Consider the following 17,426-nt stretch of genomic DNA (forward strand, 5'->3'; position numbering starts at 1 on the left):
CGAAGAGCGGCCACATCAGTCTCTGGACTATGTGGCACCCCGAGCACACCCGGCATTAGCTGCGTAGGGTGTGCAGAAACCAGGGGGTCATTACAGCCCCCCGAAACTCGAGCATCGAGTCGGTAAAGCTGGCGATGACCAGCACTTTTGTCATTGTGGTTATCCGAAAATAGCGGCTAGATCGAGTGACTGCCGTGAGATACCGGTTTTTCCCGCTTCATGGCGCGTTGTTCACCGAGCACTGAAATCAGGAGGTAGATCAGAACAGGGGCAATCATCCATTTCTGACGAACTGCGATCCCCAGGTTGGCAGTGGTCATGGCAAGAATGCCCCAGGACAGCAAGGCATACACCCAGAGGAAGGTACGATTATCACCGAGATGGCTCATGCGTCCTTTGAAGACCGCCCAGCCTCCGAACGCAAACAGGCACAAAAGAATGATGTTATCGACAGCGGCGGCTAGCTGGAAAATACTTCTTGCCTCGAAAATCAAGGGCCTGAACATATAAGTGAATAACTGCATGGGAAGGCTCATGGACGCAATATCCACACTACTTCCACCGCTCATGTTTTCTCCCTGACGCCCCTCGATATAAGTTACTACAGCATCAACATCCGATCCGTCGCCCACACCGGCATATTCCAGTGCCATCGGAATCATGACGGCAGCGGCGGCTACACTGGCCACGCCGCACACGATTCTCTGCAGCAACGTCACATTACGGGAGAAGACGAAAGAGACACTCAGTGCGATGACCATGAGGCCCGCCATGTGAGGTCTCACGACAAGCATAACGAGAACGGCCATGACCATCAGAGGCATACGCCGATGCAAATTCAACGATGCCCACAACGCCAGGCCGGTGGCCATGAAGGCGATGGAATCCTTGCCAATTGCAGATGACCAGAAGTTAACAGAAGGTAAGAATACAATGATCAATGCCAGATATTTTAAGTAAGGTGACTTGTCATGTAATGATGACTTCATGCAGGCATAAAATGCCAGGATCCCGATGACGCCAAAAATATTGAAAACAAAAAAACAGCCTAAAAAAGAAAGGCCGAGATGATCAGAAAAAAAAGAATTAATGAATATAACTGCAGATGTACCAAGCTCAAACTCGACGTGCTCCATTAAAGAAGCGCGATGATACATTATTGCATCTCCACCGTCGCGATTAACAAACCATGCATACAAGAAACTAAAAAAAGAATGCCATGAATATATAGCAAAGGATAAAAATTGATCGATGTAAAACCTTCTAGATAGAATCAACGTAAGATACAAACCGATAACTAATACAGTTATTGCACTAGCGACTCCCCAGCCCCCTCCAAAATATTCCATATCTCATCACTCGAATAATGATAACAAGTTATCTTTATATAGATTATACTTCAATTTTTTATCAGCATAAGCCTTGGCATTGACCTTCATAAGGTTAATATTATCAACCTCTTTTACCATACACCCAATCCCTTCAACCATTTCTTCAACAGACCAATTCACCAACAATCCTGCTTCTGACTCTTTTATAAATTTTTCCTGTAATGGTATTCCATAACTCGCTAACACAGCCAGCCCGGCTCCCATATACTCCGACAGCTTTGTAGGAGAAGACTCCATGTACTCTTCAGTAGGGGGAATCAAACATAAACCAATATCTGAACACAATAAATGTTCGACAAGTTCACTTCTACTTACTTTGCATTCAATCTTAAGATTTCCCTTCTTGACAAACTGCTGAACCCCCGGGACTTGTTTTAATCTTCGGACATCATCTTCATCCCCGCCTATGAATAAAAAATCAGCATCTAACCTGTCAGACAAGTATTTCACAACAGCTTCGATAACTATTTCCAACTTCCTATCCGAACCGAATGTTCCTGAATAAATAAACCTAACATTATCTATTTTGTTTTTAACATTGTCATCATATTGACTTTCACAAAGCGTGAAATCACAAAGCAAAGGAATGTATGAAGACTTCAAGTTTGGAGGAAAGGTTTCGTACATCCTCAATAAACCATCTGGACTCACAGCGAGAATAGACGATACTCGATTCCGAGATAACAACAGCAAGTATTTTGAAAAAAATCTCTTGACAACACTACCACTGAACTTTTCATGTGGGAAACTGCTTTGGTATATTAGACTCTTACATTTCTTATAAAAAACCGAGGAAGCTAACAATACAATTGGATCATTTCTAACAAAAACCACAAGACTTTCATGGCTATTCTTTTTCCTTGCAGTTCTATGCAAGATAAAAATAACTTTAAAAAAGTTAACTAGTCTTTTTAGACCCTCTCTTGGAAAAAGAGATGGTATGCATACTGCACCTAAATATCGTCTAGGTCTTCCACTTCCACCTGCCGAGTTAGAAACATATATCCTAACTCGAACATTTTTAGAATCCGCAAGTACAGACGCAAGCATCCCATCAACAAAAGAATGACTAGGAGGCCAACCTTTATCAACGAATGCAACGAACAAATAATTCATTTATCATTACTACTTATTTTTAAAAACAAATTAAGCGTTAACATCAGATTAAGAACCTTTTCTTTTAGTTTCATTTCTTTCTTATACTTCCAAAAGAATCTCATCCGGCCAACAACTAATTTTCGGGAACTGCTCAACCGTTCGCCAGCATTATGGCAACGGTAATAAACTATAGCTTTTTTTGAAAACGCTATGGATTTATCGAGTAACAACAAATCTAAAACAAGTCCTTTATCCTCTCCAGTTATAAGGTACGGATCATACCCGGAAGACTCAGTCAAAGCAGATTTTTTTACAACGACGTTACTACCTATAGTGCCCGGATTTCGTACAAGTAGTGTCGAAATATAATCATTTTTTGATTTAAATAAGTTGTCCTTGCCCTTTAAAGAGATCATCGTTTGCATGTTTTCTATGCAACCAACAATAATATCCGGCTTGCTCGATATAATTAACTCATATACATGCTTGAGATAACCTTTATCCCAAGAATCATCATCATCAAGAAAGGCTATATAATCGCCACTAGCAATTGTTGCCCCAATATTTCGTGCTTGAGAGACACCGATTCTGGGCAGTGTGCGCAATACGTGAAGATACTCACAGCTAGGCAAGTTTTCTTTTTTTAAACTGATAAAACCATTATCGATGATGAGTATTTCAAAAGGAGCCACTTCCTGATCTAAAACACTTTTTAATGATTCCTGAATGTATTCAGGCCTGTCACAAGTGGTTATAATAACGCTTATTGTTATTTCATTTGTAACCATCATGTACTCTCAATGCTCTGAATATCTTTATATATTTTTTTGACATACTTGTCGCTTCCTAAATCTACAAATTTTACATTCTTCATCGAAGTATCATTTATGCAATAAAAAAAAGTAGACGATGAGTAATGGTATACTGTTATATTTACAGATAACTCAATCAATGCCAGTATATATACCTCCGAAGGTATCCACGGCTTATCAATTATAACTATTTTTTGTTCGGCGCCCCAGGCTGATCCATCATGAGGATGAGGCTTAAAGAATGTAGCATCAAAACTTGACTGTATATTACGAACCATTTCTATACTACACTCTCCTCCCCCCCATGTACCAATAATTAGAGCAACATTATAACCGGGCTTGACGGTTATCAAATCTTCATAAACAAGATCCAGCCAAGGTTTTTTAACATATCTAATTTCATGCATAAGACCTGGAAAGTACAGTGCTTTTCTAGAAATTTTATTATTTATTTCCCCAAAATAATAAGGGTAAGAAACCATGACAAAATCTGTAAACTCTCCCTGTCCAAACTGTATACCAGACTTTGTGATAGGGGCAAGCAATAGCCACTTTAACTTTCTAAAAATATTCATTTTATAACGGTATGAACTATAATAAGTGCTAACTCCTTCTTCAAACACAATCAACTGGTCTTTTTTCAAAGTGGCAAAAAGGTAAGTAAAACTTGTTCTATCGTCTTCGATAAATATTGATCTATAATTTAAACCCTTTATTACTTCACAGGCCTCAAAATGATTGTCGACTACATTAAAAGCAACAGACAGGTACAAAAGCTCACATTCTGATATAAAGTCGATAAAATAATTATAACCTTGAAAATTTTTTTTAACGATTATTAAAACAGGTTTGCAGATTTTATAATATCTAATTATCGACAAACAGTTAATGACCTGCAAAGGTTTGCTACAGACAAATACAGATGGTTGTGAAATTAATTCACATTCAATTATTCTATTCATATAACCCATCTTCAAATTTTTTAATGTACTCATATGGCGTTGTTTCATGTATATATTTCAAGTGATGATCAACATATAAAACCTTATACTCCGTCATGCTTTTAAGTATGATATAATTCAACAACAAGTCATGGCCACATAAGCTTTCAAGAAACTTTTCCTTGTTTAAACTTCCTGTTCCTGTTTTAACTGAAGAGTGGTATTTATCACTATAAACAGGCCCGCCTGTATAAAAGTTGAAACCTTCTAGAAGTATTTCACCGTAACCATGGTACAATAATGTATTAATGATCGTTATTAATGCAAGGGGGTTAGAAAATATAAAATCATAAGGTAATGGTATTGCTGGAGTAACCCAATATTTACTATATTCATCCTTATTAGTAGTCATGACTTTTTTGATAGCTCCAGATTCTATTAAATCAATTATATCCTTCAATTTAAATAAAAAATCTTCAGTGTTGTAATATGCAAACGCCCGACTATTACTATCTAAATAAAACCTTTCTGGCTTGATTATTATTGAATCATACCCATCTTCTTCCTTATAATTTGTAACCAAAGGGCCTAAAACTCTTATCTTCTTATCTGGATCAATATCAAGGCTCAAATTCCAATTTAAACAGTTCTGCTCCAAGCACATGTTTTCTTTAAAAAATAAATAATCTTTTTCACTCAACAACCTACCCAAAATATCAAACTCTTCTAGAAGAGACATATATTTTAAAGAAGATCTTTTGTATTGACCCTTTGAAAATCTTGCAATCAGATAAATGGCAGAAACTTTATACCTATAAGATTCCATTATCATTAAACCTGAAAACAAGTTTTTATGCTTTTCATGGAAATAAAAAGCAACAAAAGGCCAATATATTCTTTTTATAGAATGAAGGTTTTTTCTCTCAGAAAGAGCAAAATAACTCAATAACCATAAAAAACGGCGCTTAATAAATTTTAAAACCTTATTATTTGAAAGCTTGTAGTCGGATTTAACAATCAAATTGAATATCATGGTTTGAATTTAACCCTTTAAATTAATCCAGTGGGTTTACAGTAAATTTATGAATTTTTCCAGCGTATCTTGTGAGATAAAAAATTAAAATAGAATGCAAGAGATGTATGCGAATAAAATAAGCGTGCAGCTGATTTTCTGTATCACAACTCACTCAACCTAAATTACTCACTTCGATCAGGGGGAATTTACCAATCAAACTAACTGGTAAAATTTCAAACTATCCATCTGACATATTGTAAACCTCGACAGCATATTATTTAATAACGATAACATTGTTCGATTATCAGATAGTTATGTTTTCAATATATGTATTTGATAGGCTTATTCCAAGCTTCCATATGGAGTCTATCAAAATACTTTTCCTGAGAAGGTAATAAATAAGAAAATAGCCAGAGAGCCAAAAATATACTTTTATATCTCTTACCCTTTTTAAGTTTCTTGAGTGGTGTTTTGTCAATCCTGAATTTTATTGCTTGCTCACGGTAACTTTTCATCACTCTTAAAGCCATAACCCATCCTGGACCAGGAGCTTTACTAATACAGTTTGATGATGATATTGTCCCAAACAGATAAATATTAATAAATCTATCTTCAATAATTTTCTTCTCTTCAGAATTTTTAGCTTTTGAGCATACACGACTATATCCATAAGAAGCTGTTGCCATTCGGTCATAAAACTTTTTCTTAACTTTTATATTTCTTGTTATTGATTCACTTTCTTTGTTATATATATAACCCACTATATCGGATTTATAAAATGCCCTTATATGATATGGGTAAAAAAAGTTCATCGGATTATCTTCATAATAGCAATTTTCAGGGTATAAAATATTATTCTCAGTAAGGATAGATTTTTTTATTATCTTGGTTGTAGCTCTTCCAAACCTAACAAGAAGCTTTTCCCTTGCCCTATCATCAACTACGTATGAGCCTTCACGAAATGTTATTGAACTATATATATTACTATCATCCTGAATATTGAAGTCTATGAAATCATAACCATTCAGGTATATTTTTTTAAAAAAGTCAACCGCTTCTTGATTAATATCATCATCGGAGTCCACGAACCATACATAAGCTGCTGTCGATATATTCAACCCATAATTTCTAGCACCGCCTGGCCCTTTATTTTCTTGCCTGACTATTTTAGTTTCACAACGTAGTACATTCTTATAGTCTTCAAGATACCTCAAAGTACCATCTATTGAACCATCATCAACAAATATCAACTCAATCTCATCATCTTCGATCTTTGCCAATGTCTGAAGCAGCTTGTTACATTTATTCTTAGAATTAAAAAATGGCACAATAATGGATAGAACTTTTCCCTTGTCATGCATATTGTTAAAGGATTTCATTATAATTACTTCAAATAACAGGATGGTCTTTTAAAATATTTAACCAAGAACAACCATTACCCTAGGTTATAGATACCAAGTCGCATTCCCCCCACATCCTTATGTACCGTTCCACTTCTTCATCCGGTAGTCCTACTTTTTTTGCCAACTGTGTTATTGTGACAGGCCTCGTTATTGTAGGTATAATATCCATTAAAAGACGTAACTTCCGACGATTCCCATCGGGTTTATCACCAAAAGCCACCTGACCCGGATCAATATAGAGGTCATAGGCCGGGTTCGAAAGACAGATATTTCCAATGAATTTCTTCCGAATGATAGGACCGGACTCCAATGTATTCACAGCATGACTAACGACATCAAGAGATTCTTCCAGGCTCACATTGGACATAAGGCCGATATCGTCGCGATCAGTGTGATATTCAGGATAAGGATACCGGGATAATGAAGCCATCGGAATGCCATAGGCTTCCCAAATATACTCATCATTTATGAGTGAACTCTCGAACTCTCCAACATTGTGTCTCGTTCTCAACTCATCAAGAGCATCTTCTGCTGAGAGCTCTATGTTTGAATTCTTGCTTCTTGATAACTGAAGTGACAATTCCGTAGGCGATCCAAGCATTTCAAGCATCATACCTTCGATGATTTTATCCCTTTCTTCCACGGGCAACATGCCAAGGTAGTATTCATTACCGATAATTCCCGGTGCCAATACTAAACGGTAGCTGAAATTCGGTTTCTCCTTCATTTGCCGCAAACGATCAAATAAGGCAACACCTACGGCAACTCCGGATAGACCGTCGTTGGCCACTCCAGGATGATCGAGGTTGGCACCGAATACGATGGTTTCCGGCACTTTCCCTTCTATCGTGAAATCCAGTACTCGTAGTATTCCCGGCGCCTCTTCCGTTTCGATGACAATGTCATAATTACCGGCTGCAAGACCGTCGTAGAAAGTCTTGGGCACACAGAAGCCCCAGTCGCGATCATAGCTACGGAAAAGTTGGCGGAAATGAAAAGGAATAGCACCATCGTAACGGTGATCATAGTGCAGATGCTGCTTCAACTCAGCCAGGTCAACGGTTCCCCGAAATGGCGCTGATAGCGCCATGACAGCGAGCGGGTGATGCAATCCATCGTATATCAAACGCCCCTTGTGGTAGATTCCCGCCTGCTTCACATCCCATTTGGGTGGTATCACCCATCCGTTGTAGACATCATCCGCTGGATAGGTCCATTCACGGAAAGGCAGAATATCTTTCATGTAGCCTATCGTGTCATCGAAATCGCTGGAACAAATGACCCGATTCAGTGGTGTCAGATCAGCCAGGAGCTTCATCATGTCAACCATACTTCCCTCACTTTTGGAACTCATGCAATGAATGCACAGAACTAAAGATGGTCACACTTAGCGCGATCAGCCATGTCGTAGGAAACACAGGACATAGGCAAGTCATTCGTATCGAGGCGTGGTAACAATAGCGGGTCATCTTCTGACAGGTCAGCTATGTCGACGTTGACGGTCAGTCCCAAAGTACATCCTCGGAGTCTGAGCAGTTCCAGCAGCAACGGATTATAGCCGCCGTACGGGTAGCACATGACCCAGTCAGTAGTCTGGACTCCCAGCTCGGCCAGGAACGACAAGCTGGCATCGATTTCCCGTTGCTGCGCCTCACCGGACAATGTGTTCAACCATTCATGGCGGTCACCATGGCTGCCGAGGTACATGCCGCTCTCATGGAGTTCACGCAATTCATTTACGCTCATATAGAGCTCGTCAGCGAAGGCGCGTTCGTCTTCCGTCACGAAACGGTGGAAGAGTTCATCCACCAACTCGGCTCTCAACGTTTCTGGCAACCCCTTTTGCAGGAGTCGCTTGATGAATGCCACATCGGGATCGTCGTAGCGACTTTCATGGCAATAGCGTTGGTAATAGGCGTCGTTATCATCGAGCCCGTATTGTTCACGGTGGGTATCAAGAAAGCGAAATACGGTATCGATCAGTAGGGAAGTCTCATCGATGGACGCGAGCACGAAGTGGATCTTGTTGACATCCAGAACCCGACGCTCCCTGACCGCACAGGCGGGAGGAAAGAAACTGCCCTGCAGGCCCCGCTCGACCAATGACGGAAATACGTGCTCGTAGTGATCGCGATAACCATCATCGAAGGTCAGCAGCGCCGCGTTCTCCGGAAGCGATGCTTCCCCCTTGACCGAAGCAATGACGTCTTCCATCCGCACGACACGATAATGCCGCTGGAGATAATCGAGCTGTCCTTCGAAATCTGTCAGTTCCAGCGCTTTCAAGGCCGGATAGCGCGATGTTCGTAACGGACGCACATAGTGATACATGACGATGGTCAACGGCTGCGACATGCTGATTGCTCCTGCAGAGGAAAGGGTTACCAGGCGCTCAAGCCACCGTCGACGAACAGCGATTGGCCGGTAACATAACGCGAGGCATCGGAGGCCAGATAGATAAGCGCTCCGACCAGGTCGTCGGCTTGCGCCATGCGCCCCAGCGGCACCCGCTGCGAATAACGCGACTGAAAGGTCTCGTTCTGGCCGCTTTCCACACCACCCGGCACCAGGGTGTTGACGCGAATGCCGTACTCGGCCCATTGCGTGGCCAGGTAGCGTGCCAGCCCGTCAACACCGGCCTTGGAAGCGGCATAGACTGGCGGGGTGTTGATGCCGACGCCCAGGTATTCGGACCCGGCATAGATACGCGGATCGCTCCCCAAGTGACCGTAAATCGAGCCGGTATGAATGATGCTGCCGCCACGCCCCTGCTCGATCATCCTTCGACCGGCCGAGCGCGACACCAGGAACACGCCATCCAGATTGACCGCCATGATCTTGCGCCACTCGGCCAGACTGTAAGCTTCGACCGGCGCAAAGAACGCCTCCAGGTCATCCGACTTGCTGGCTGCATTGTTATGAACCACATCGATCGAGCCGAAGCGCTCCAGAGCATTGGTCATTAGCGCCTCAACCGAATCTTCACAGGCAACATCACAGGCCAGGCCGATACAGGAAGTTCCGGTTTCCTGCTGTAATTGCTCAGCGAAGGATTCGGCAATGACGCCATCCAGATCAGCGATCACCACATTCGCCCCGTAGTCGGCCAGCGCCCGGCAGAAATGACGACCCAGGATCCCCGTCCCGCCGGTCACGATCGCGGTTCGTCCATGCAGGTCGAAAAGATTACGGTAATTCGATGGCATCCAGGGAAACCTCCTTGCCAGTCGCCAGCGCCAGTTGGCCGGCCATCAGGGTGCGAATGACCGTCAGAGTCGTAGGCACCGGCACCATCGGACGCTTTTCAACGATCATGCGCCAGAACTCCCACAGCATGCGGTGGAACATCGAGAAGTTATCCGTGATATCGACATGGCTGATATGCCGGTTACCCTGGAGCTCGATGCGGAAGATGGCCGGCGCATCACCAAGGGCATCGATCGTCACGATCATGCCATCGGACATGATGACGGCCACCGAGTCGTGACCGGCCGGCAAGGGCTGGACGGCCACCGGGTGGGCGTCCAGCAACGGCAGGATGGCATCGAGAAGATGCACGCCATAGCGCGTCCAATCCTTGACGATCGTGCCACGCACGAGCTTGAGTTGCCCGTGATCCACTTGTCGAGTCCGGATGGCATCCAGCTCCCTGGCATACCGCATGCCCGAGCATGACATCAGCACCCCCTGGCGCAGATACCGAGCGAAACAACGGAGATCAGCCGATGCCAGCGTCAACGGCTTATCGACGAACACGGGTATGCCTGCCTCGAGAAAAGGTATCGCCAGCCTGCGATGTGTCTCCGGATCGTCACGGGCAATGATCACGGCATCCACCTCGTCGATCATGTCGAGGTAATCAGCCGGCGAGTTAGGTATCGCAGCGGCTGCACACAGTCGCGCCGTTTGCTCGGCATGTTGTGTCCAGGCGTGGGTTACATGCATGTCCCCCACTCCGAACTCCGATGCATGTCGGCGACACACGTAGTCGTAGATTCCAGGCCAGCCGGCGTCACGCAGCCCTGATTCGGAATAACCATTGATGATCGCCGAGAACGAGAAAGGATGACCGTTTCCTTCACTCATGCCCAGCATGCCGACACGTGTAACCATGGAAATAACCCGCTTCAGAACTGATGAGCGAAAGGCTGGCGTTCAACCAAGCAGGCGGACATTGTCACGCGTCTTGTATGCCAGCCGTTGCGCACCAACGCGCAGTCGATCACGGAGTTCGTGGCCTGCATCGAGATAAGTAGCCGCCAGACTCACGATATCGTCGAGCTGCTCTCCGATGCGAAACGGATCGAACGTGCGTTGTGACAACTCGGCCTGCTTGAGAAATGCCGTCATCTTGGGCGTATGCTCCGTCCAGGCGACCACCGGAGTACCCCCACGATGCGCGAAAATACCGGGGTGCCATCGTGCTCCGACATAGACCCCGGCATGGCCCAGCACATCGACCGCTTCCTGCACGGACTGACCGATATCGATAAGCGGCAGACCGAGCTCTCTCGACACTGGTGTCATTAGGCTCAAGTCCTTGTGGGACGAGGCGGTGAGTACGACCTGCCCGACATCGTTCCGGAATCGCTCGCACAACTGCATGACACCCGGCAAGGGATCATACCCAGGGCGTAATCCACGGAAAAAAACAGACCCGCCGCCGAGACATACATAGGGCCGCTCGGGATCAAAACCGTCACCGAGCGTACCGTTCCACGCCGCTACCGGTCTCGGCAAATGGATATAGGCCGCATCCGCCCCCACGTGCCCTGCCGCACCAGGGCAGGCAAGTGCCGAATCCGGTTCGCGAAAGACGACATCGTCGAGCATTGGGTAGACATTGACGGCGATTTCCATCAATACAGGGTCATTCAACACTATGCTGTGATTGACGATGGCCGTGGGCTTGTCCAGACAGTGTTTGGCGAAATAGGCGATGAAGTAGATCATGCGACTCTGCCGCGTCCGGTCGTAGATACACCCCTCACCGTTGATGAGTACGACATCGCATTCGCTCAATTCCCGATAGATCGACGGAAACCACTCCCCATTCAGGACCTGTGTCGCGCACTCGTCGAACGCTGCCCAGCAGAGTGGCGCGACATCCTTCGAGGCCATCCCCGACGACAGGAACGCATCGGATTCTGATACGTCGTCAGGTTGAGGGGTAGCGAGTCGATACTGATATATCGTTGCCTCGACCTGACCACCCGTATCATCGATCAATGCACGCAAGGCATGCGACGTCGCCTTGCCTCCCCAGTTGCTGTCATCCGAGGTGTCATTCACCAGACAGATTTTCACAGGCTGCTCCACGGGCATGAAAGGACTGACATGTCATTCATGAATCCTGGGAAACGCAGTACCGGCGGTTCCCTGCAACCAGTCCACGCTCTCGAGATCGGGAAATAACGGCAACTCATGGCCAAGCCAGAAGAATCGGCCACTGGGACCGCCACGATCCAGTCCCAACAAGTAATCAAGGGTCGGTAGACAGACTTCCGGCTCCATCGGAGCCGCTGGTGCCATCGCACTTCTTACGGGCCCCGGACTCATCAGATTGATCTTGATATCGAACTCAGCGTTCTCATTGGCTGCCGTCACCGTCAACGCATTCAACATGGCTTTGGACGCACTATAGGCCGCATAGCCGGCAAAACAGTTGAGCGGCGCTCCCGAGGTGATATTGACGATTCGTCCAAAATCATGAGCCTGCATGGCCGGAATGAGCGCTTTCATGATGAGGAAGGGGGCGATGGCATTGATCCGGACGGAGTGCTCCAGCGACTCGATATCGAGCGATGTGATTTCGGCCTTCACATTCAGCCCGGCATTGTTTACGACATAAGGAATATAGGGATAGTCCTTGCCGATCCGTTTAATCAATGTCACGAGATCGTCGGCACGCTGCAGGTCAGTACAATACGTCACGATGCCGGGACAGGCATCACGCAATTCACGCAAACGGCTGTCATCCCGGCCTAACGCCAAGACCTGATACCGGTGGTGCAAGGATCGACAAATGGTACGCCCGACCCCGCCGGTGGCGCCTGTCACCAGAATCGGCTCGCTCATTGAATCGTCTCCCCGAGCGTTCCAGCGACAAGGAAATCGAGCTCACCGTCGATATCCACCGATCGCTCGGGCGGCATCACGATGGCACCACAACGACCGAAGAGCAGGCTGATCTCGCCAACGGGCAGCCGCTTGGCGAAAAACGCATACACCGCCCCGTTCAATTGGTAGGCAGCCGGTAGCCGCTGACGTGGCAGCCAGGGGTCGGCGCCCTCGATGAAGGCACTCGGCATGCCATCTTCGATCCGCCAGGTACGATGGGGATTCACATCGGCAGCCGTGAAGGTCGCGACGGAATCGAGGCGACGCTCGATCAACGTAGTAAGACACGCCTGAACGTCATCAGCGGATCGGAAGGGACACGTCGGCTCCAGCAATACCATGATGTCCGCCCGTTCGCTTTCGGCCACCAGCGTCCGATAAAGGTCATGAACCGCATCGCTCACCAGCGCTGTATCCGTTGCCAGATGCGCCGGCCGCTCATAGACCTCTGCCCCATAGGCTCTTGCCACCTCGGCAATCGCCTCGCTATCGGTGGAAACGATGACGCGGTCGATTTCATCGACGCTCAAGGCCGTTTCCACCGTCCAGGCAATCAATGGCTTGCCGCCGAGCAATCGAATGTTCTTGCCGGGAACGCTCTTGCTACCGCCACGAGCAGGAATCACGGCAACGATACGCTGAGTGTCGATCATGTAGTGAGACCGGAAATGAGAGGGTAAGGAAGTGACACAGCCTCAGGAACGCAACTGTGCCATGGTGTCGCAGTACTGCTGCCATTCACCGGTGTCGAGCCAGGCTTTCTCGCTGATCGGATAGACCCCCACGCGTCCCCCTCGGGTTTTCACGTCATCGATCAGGTCGGTGAGATGGTAGAACTGATTCTCGGGAATCAATTCAAGGACCGAGGCCTGCAGAACGTAGAGACCGGTATTGACCAGAAAATTGTAATGGGGCTTCTCGCGCATCGAGCACAGTTGCCCATTATCGACGATATCGCAGATTCCGTAGGGAATATCGTAGTGGCGCAACGACACCACCATGGTGATGTCGTTGTCCTCGCGACGGTGATGTTCGACCAGATCGTGGTAGTCGGCCTTGATGATGACGTCGCAGTTGGTCACGATCAGATCGCCGTCGAATTTACCGATCAGTGCATGCAAGCCGCCGCCTGTGCCTAACGGCTGATCCTCATGGACATAACTGAGGCGATACGGAGGGTCCAGTTCCTCGAAATACGCCTGTATCAACTTCGACTTGTAATTCACCGACAGGTAGAAATCATCCACACCGTGCGCGACAAAGGCATCGAGGATCACCTCGATGGCGGTTTTCTCCCCCACCGGAATCAATGGCTTGGGCAGCACACTGGTGAACGGAGCGAGACGTGTTCCCTTGCCCCCCGCCATCACGACGACAGGCATTGCCAGCGGCGCCTTCTGCGCTTGCCGTTCAGCCTCCTCGAACACGCGCTCCCGGAACAGCACATCGACAATGGTCCCCTGCGCGTTCACGACCGGCAGTGAATGAAGCTTGTAGGTGGACATGTCATGGCGAAGCACTGCCAGACTGTACCCGTCACTGACGGAATGCGGCTCACGATTGCAGACATTGCCCACTCCACTATCCAGATCACCGCCACCGAGAATCCAGCGGCGGACATCCCCATCCGTCAAGCTGCCCACCAGGCGACTCGCATCATCGATTACATAGAGAATCTGGCGACGTGTCTCCTCGAGTTGATGCAGCGCGTCACGCACCTTGCGCTGCTCCTCGATCAGGAGTGAATCGAAGCCTGTCATCGTCTTCCCTCTCTCAGTCATGTGCCGCCGTTCCAGGCATGTCGACGAACCCCTTTTTCATCAATGCACTATCCAACGGCACCTGTTTCAGCACATCCTTGATACGGCGCGACGCACTGCCGTCACCAAAGTGATCATAGGGGTTGGTCATCATGGCAATACGCGCCCTGAAGCCCGGGTCCAGCGCCTGATCGATGCCTTGCGTGATAGCCGTCGCGGTATCCATCACAGGAATGACGTTATCGGCGAACAGCCGGCCTTCCTGGCGACTGCCGACATTCACGACCGGCAACCTGAACGAGGGCGCTTCCACGAGACCGCTCGATGAATTGCCGATCATCAGGTCCAGATGGCGCAGGCAGGCGTGATAGAGTCGCTGGCCCAGGTTATCGAACAGCCGGCTGCGTTGCGGATTCGCCTCGCACCACTGAGCCAGAACGGCATTGATGGAGCGTCCCCGCGCATCGGCATTGGCCTTGGAGAACACCACCTGCAGCTCGGGTCGGGCATCGAGCGCTGCCAACAGTTCACACACCGGTGACGCCGATGCCTCTTCAGCGTCCACCGTCACGGGGTGGTAGGTCACGATGGCCGTCGGCCGATCGAGCGGCAGGCTCAGCGCCTCTGCCAGCGCCTCACGCGAGACCTGCTCACTGCGATGCAGGTGGTCCAGCCCCGGTGCGCCATAGTTGTAGACCCGTTCCGGGCTTTCCCCCATTTGCAGAATGCGGCGACGGTACGTCTCCGTGGCGGGAAAATGCAGATTGGCCAGCTTGGTCACGGCATGGCGAAAGTAATCATCCAGCGCCCCGCGACTCGTCTCGCCGCCATGCAGATGTGCCACCGGAATCCCATGCGTCACGGCAGCCAGAGCCACCGGCACGATCTCGAAGCGATCCCCCAACAGCACCACCATATCGGGACGATCCTCTGCCAGCGCCTCACCGCAGGAGAGCAACGCCAACCCCATCGCCTTGGTCATCGCGATACGGGTATCCGAAGACAACAGTATCTCCATGCGTCGATGCACCCGGAAACCGTCCCGCTCGATATCCCTGATCGTTTCACCGAACTCGGCTGACAGATGAGAGCCCGTCACCGCGAGCATCAACTCGAGTGCCGGATCATCGTCGATCTCGCGCAGCAGCCAGTAGAGCAGCCCGTAATCGGCACGTGTCGAGGTCAATACCCACAGTCGACGGCGGTTCACGACACGTCCTGCCAATCGAGCAACTCATCCACACCGATCGAACGGCTCGCCCGCCGACCGATCACCGAATCGAGCAGATCGGGAGGCAGGCCGGTGCCGGGGCGCTTCACGGCCAGGTGCGATGCCGTGATGACCTCTCCCGCTGCCACTGGGCGGGTAACGACGATACTCTTGCGTACCACATCCATATTGGCCTGCTCACACGGCGCCGGCCGTTTACGGCCATCGCCCCGGGCCAGCTCGACATGGCGGATGCTCTGCACCATGCGCTGGAATTCATCAGGCGCCAGCGAGGCCGCATGATCGGGTCCCGGTAACATCGTATCCAGTGTGAAGTGCTTTTCGATGATCGTGGCGCCCATTGCCACGGCCGCGATCGGAATCTCGATACCGCGGGTATGATCGGAATATCCCACCGGTACCCCGAACGCTGCTTTCAGCGTCGCCATGGCGGCCAGGTTGATCGCCTCATACGGTGCCGGGTACTCGGTGACACAATGCAGCAGCGTTACCTCACCGGCACCGGCCCGCTGCAACCGCGCGAGGGCGGTTTCTACCTCGGCGAGATGGCACATGCCCGTGGAAAGAATCACCGGTTTGCCGAACGCCCCGATATGATCCAGTAACGTCAGATTGGTGATCTCACCCGACGGAATCTTGAATACACGCATGCCGAGCGCCTCGAGCATCGACGCGCTGGCCTCCTCGAACGGACTGGACAGGAATTCGATGCCAACCCTGTCGCAATAGTCATGCAGCCGTGCGAATTGCGACTCCGACAGCGCCAACGCCTTGAGCATCGCATACTGCGACTCGTCATCCGGGGTGGCCTGTCGTTGATAGTCCGCCTTGGCCGCGTGACGGGTGACCAGCCGACCGGGATCGAAGGTCTGGAACTTCACGGCGTCGGCACCGCAATGATGGGCTTCGTCGATCAGCGCCAGCGCCATCTCCATTGACCCATTATGATTGACGCCGACTTCGGCGATGACAAAGGTAGTGGTCGAGAACGTCACGCGACTCTCCTGGCAGGTGTCCCGACATAGGTGCCGGGGATATCGATATTGCGAACCACTGTCGTGCCTGCGCCGATCAGGCAGTCGTCACACAGCCGCACGCCATGGATCAACCTGGCGCCGGTACCGATCATGCAGCGGTTACCGACCACCACCCCGCCGCTCAGCGTACTCCCCGGGGCAATATGTACGTCGTCACCGATGACACAATCATGGTCGACGCTGGCATGGGTATTGATGATGCACGCCCGGCCGAGTCGACTGCCGCATACCACGACGGCGCCATCCAATATCACGGACCCGTCACCGAGAATGACGTCGTCGTGTACGACCGCATGCGGCATGATCAAGGAGGGAAGCTGAAACCCGAGCCGAATCAATCGATCCATCAATCCACTTCGCAGTGAGTCGACGACCACCTTGCCAATGCCCAGCGCCGCATGATCGGGCAATTGCGGTTTCAAATCGGCCAACAGGGTGTCACACCCCAGATACGGCACACCTCGCAGGGCACCGACATCTTCCAATGCGGTATACCCGCATACCTGATGGCCAAGCGATTGCAGTCCCTGGATGATGACCCGGGCATGCCCACCGCCGCCAAGCACCACGAAGTCACACACTGGTTGTCACCTTTATCGTGCAGGTCATCTTCAAGGG

General features: G+C 49.0%; 17 protein-coding genes. All 17 read right to left on the reverse strand.

Going from position 1 to position 17,426, the window contains the following annotated elements; all coding sequences use genetic code 11:
• Positions 1–176 precede the first annotated feature (176 nt).
• A complete protein-coding gene (locus BLW01_RS11915) occupies positions 177–1,349 on the reverse strand; it encodes a hypothetical protein (protein ID WP_175529830.1) in 1,173 nt (390 codons plus the stop codon).
• Positions 1,350–1,355: 6 nt separating this feature from the next.
• Positions 1,356–2,507: a glycosyltransferase gene (locus BLW01_RS11920; protein ID WP_092570016.1), complete on the reverse strand. Its 1,152-nt coding sequence runs from the start codon at positions 2,505–2,507 to the stop codon at positions 1,356–1,358.
• Positions 2,504–3,280 carry a glycosyltransferase family 2 protein gene (locus tag BLW01_RS11925; protein WP_092570018.1) on the reverse strand — a complete coding sequence of 259 codons (777 nt, stop codon included), beginning with the start codon at positions 3,278–3,280 and terminating at the stop codon, positions 2,504–2,506. Before BLW01_RS11925 ends, BLW01_RS11920 begins: the two co-directional genes overlap by 4 nt.
• Positions 3,277–4,311 carry a polysialyltransferase family glycosyltransferase gene (locus BLW01_RS18390; protein ID WP_139243933.1) on the reverse strand — a complete coding sequence of 345 codons (1,035 nt, stop codon included), beginning with the start codon at positions 4,309–4,311 and terminating at the stop codon, positions 3,277–3,279. Before BLW01_RS18390 ends, BLW01_RS11925 begins: the two co-directional genes overlap by 4 nt.
• Positions 4,256–5,275, reverse strand: a complete 1,020-nt coding sequence (locus BLW01_RS11935; protein WP_092570022.1) for a hypothetical protein — start codon at positions 5,273–5,275, stop codon at positions 4,256–4,258. The genes BLW01_RS18390 and BLW01_RS11935 overlap by 56 nt, the downstream gene beginning before the upstream one ends.
• Before the next feature lie 302 nt (positions 5,276–5,577).
• Entirely contained in the window at positions 5,578–6,636 is a 1,059-nt protein-coding gene (locus BLW01_RS11940) for a glycosyltransferase family 2 protein (protein WP_092570024.1), read from the reverse strand.
• A 61-nt stretch (positions 6,637–6,697) separates the two neighbouring features.
• Positions 6,698–7,981, reverse strand: coding sequence for a DUF4910 domain-containing protein (locus BLW01_RS11945; RefSeq protein ID WP_175529831.1), 1,284 nt, complete (start codon positions 7,979–7,981; stop codon positions 6,698–6,700).
• Positions 7,982–8,031: 50 nt separating this feature from the next.
• The gene (locus BLW01_RS11950; protein ID WP_092570028.1) at positions 8,032–9,015 is read right to left on the reverse strand and encodes a polysaccharide deacetylase family protein; all 984 of its coding nucleotides are present in this window, start codon (positions 9,013–9,015) and stop codon (positions 8,032–8,034) included.
• A gap of 26 nt (positions 9,016–9,041) precedes the next feature.
• The gene (locus BLW01_RS11955; RefSeq protein ID WP_092570030.1) at positions 9,042–9,866 is read right to left on the reverse strand and encodes an SDR family NAD(P)-dependent oxidoreductase; all 825 of its coding nucleotides are present in this window, start codon (positions 9,864–9,866) and stop codon (positions 9,042–9,044) included.
• A complete protein-coding gene (locus BLW01_RS11960; RefSeq protein ID WP_092570032.1) occupies positions 9,847–10,773 on the reverse strand; it encodes a Gfo/Idh/MocA family protein in 927 nt (308 codons plus the stop codon). The genes BLW01_RS11955 and BLW01_RS11960 overlap by 20 nt, the downstream gene beginning before the upstream one ends.
• Before the next feature lie 42 nt (positions 10,774–10,815).
• A complete protein-coding gene (locus tag BLW01_RS11965) occupies positions 10,816–11,967 on the reverse strand; it encodes a polysaccharide pyruvyl transferase family protein (protein ID WP_175529832.1) in 1,152 nt (383 codons plus the stop codon).
• A 33-nt stretch (positions 11,968–12,000) separates the two neighbouring features.
• Complete coding sequence (locus BLW01_RS11970) at positions 12,001–12,738, reverse strand: SDR family NAD(P)-dependent oxidoreductase (RefSeq protein WP_092570036.1); 738 nt, start codon at positions 12,736–12,738, stop codon at positions 12,001–12,003.
• The gene (locus BLW01_RS11975) at positions 12,735–13,433 is read right to left on the reverse strand and encodes an acylneuraminate cytidylyltransferase family protein (protein ID WP_092570038.1); all 699 of its coding nucleotides are present in this window, start codon (positions 13,431–13,433) and stop codon (positions 12,735–12,737) included. The genes BLW01_RS11970 and BLW01_RS11975 overlap by 4 nt, the downstream gene beginning before the upstream one ends.
• Positions 13,434–13,475: 42 nt before the next feature.
• Positions 13,476–14,540, reverse strand: coding sequence for a nucleotidyltransferase family protein (locus BLW01_RS11980; RefSeq protein ID WP_175529833.1), 1,065 nt, complete (start codon positions 14,538–14,540; stop codon positions 13,476–13,478).
• Positions 14,541–14,553: 13 nt separating this feature from the next.
• On the reverse strand, positions 14,554–15,750 hold the full coding sequence (neuC, locus tag BLW01_RS11985) for a UDP-N-acetylglucosamine 2-epimerase (protein WP_175529834.1): 1,197 nt from the start codon (positions 15,748–15,750) through the stop codon (positions 14,554–14,556).
• Complete coding sequence (gene neuB, locus BLW01_RS11990; RefSeq protein ID WP_217635528.1) at positions 15,747–16,766, reverse strand: N-acetylneuraminate synthase; 1,020 nt, start codon at positions 16,764–16,766, stop codon at positions 15,747–15,749. Before neuB ends, neuC begins: the two co-directional genes overlap by 4 nt.
• Positions 16,763–17,389, reverse strand: a complete 627-nt coding sequence (locus BLW01_RS11995; protein WP_092570044.1) for an acetyltransferase — start codon at positions 17,387–17,389, stop codon at positions 16,763–16,765. Before BLW01_RS11995 ends, neuB begins: the two co-directional genes overlap by 4 nt.
• Positions 17,390–17,426: the final 37 nt, after the last annotated feature.

Origin of the sequence: Aidingimonas halophila (assembly GCF_900106955.1) — a bacterium.
GTDB lineage: Bacteria > Pseudomonadota > Gammaproteobacteria > Pseudomonadales > Halomonadaceae > Aidingimonas > Aidingimonas halophila.

Bases quoted from the DNA above. Each gene is read 5' to 3' on its own strand.
- BLW01_RS11980 (WP_175529833.1), bottom strand. From the start codon at position 14,540: ATGACAGGCTTCGATTCACTCCTGATCGAGGAGCAGCGCAAGGTGCGT.
- BLW01_RS11940 (WP_092570024.1), bottom strand. From the start codon at position 6,636: ATGAAATCCTTTAACAATATGCATGACAAGGGAAAAGTTCTATCCATT.
- BLW01_RS11920 (WP_092570016.1), bottom strand. From the start codon at position 2,507: ATGAATTATTTGTTCGTTGCATTCGTTGATAAAGGTTGGCCTCCTAGT.
- BLW01_RS11975 (WP_092570038.1), bottom strand. From the start codon at position 13,433: ATGATCGACACTCAGCGTATCGTTGCCGTGATTCCTGCTCGTGGCGGT.
- BLW01_RS11970 (WP_092570036.1), bottom strand. From the start codon at position 12,738: ATGAGCGAGCCGATTCTGGTGACAGGCGCCACCGGCGGGGTCGGGCGT.
- BLW01_RS11960 (WP_092570032.1), bottom strand. From the start codon at position 10,773: ATGGTTACACGTGTCGGCATGCTGGGCATGAGTGAAGGAAACGGTCAT.
- BLW01_RS11955 (WP_092570030.1), bottom strand. From the start codon at position 9,866: ATGCCATCGAATTACCGTAATCTTTTCGACCTGCATGGACGAACCGCG.
- BLW01_RS11945 (WP_175529831.1), bottom strand. From the start codon at position 7,981: ATGATGAAGCTCCTGGCTGATCTGACACCACTGAATCGGGTCATTTGT.
- BLW01_RS11925 (WP_092570018.1), bottom strand. From the start codon at position 3,280: ATGATGGTTACAAATGAAATAACAATAAGCGTTATTATAACCACTTGT.
- BLW01_RS11915 (WP_175529830.1), bottom strand. From the start codon at position 1,349: ATGGAATATTTTGGAGGGGGCTGGGGAGTCGCTAGTGCAATAACTGTA.
- BLW01_RS11950 (WP_092570028.1), bottom strand. From the start codon at position 9,015: ATGTCGCAGCCGTTGACCATCGTCATGTATCACTATGTGCGTCCGTTA.
- BLW01_RS18390 (WP_139243933.1), bottom strand. From the start codon at position 4,311: ATGAAACAACGCCATATGAGTACATTAAAAAATTTGAAGATGGGTTAT.
- BLW01_RS11935 (WP_092570022.1), bottom strand. From the start codon at position 5,275: ATGATATTCAATTTGATTGTTAAATCCGACTACAAGCTTTCAAATAAT.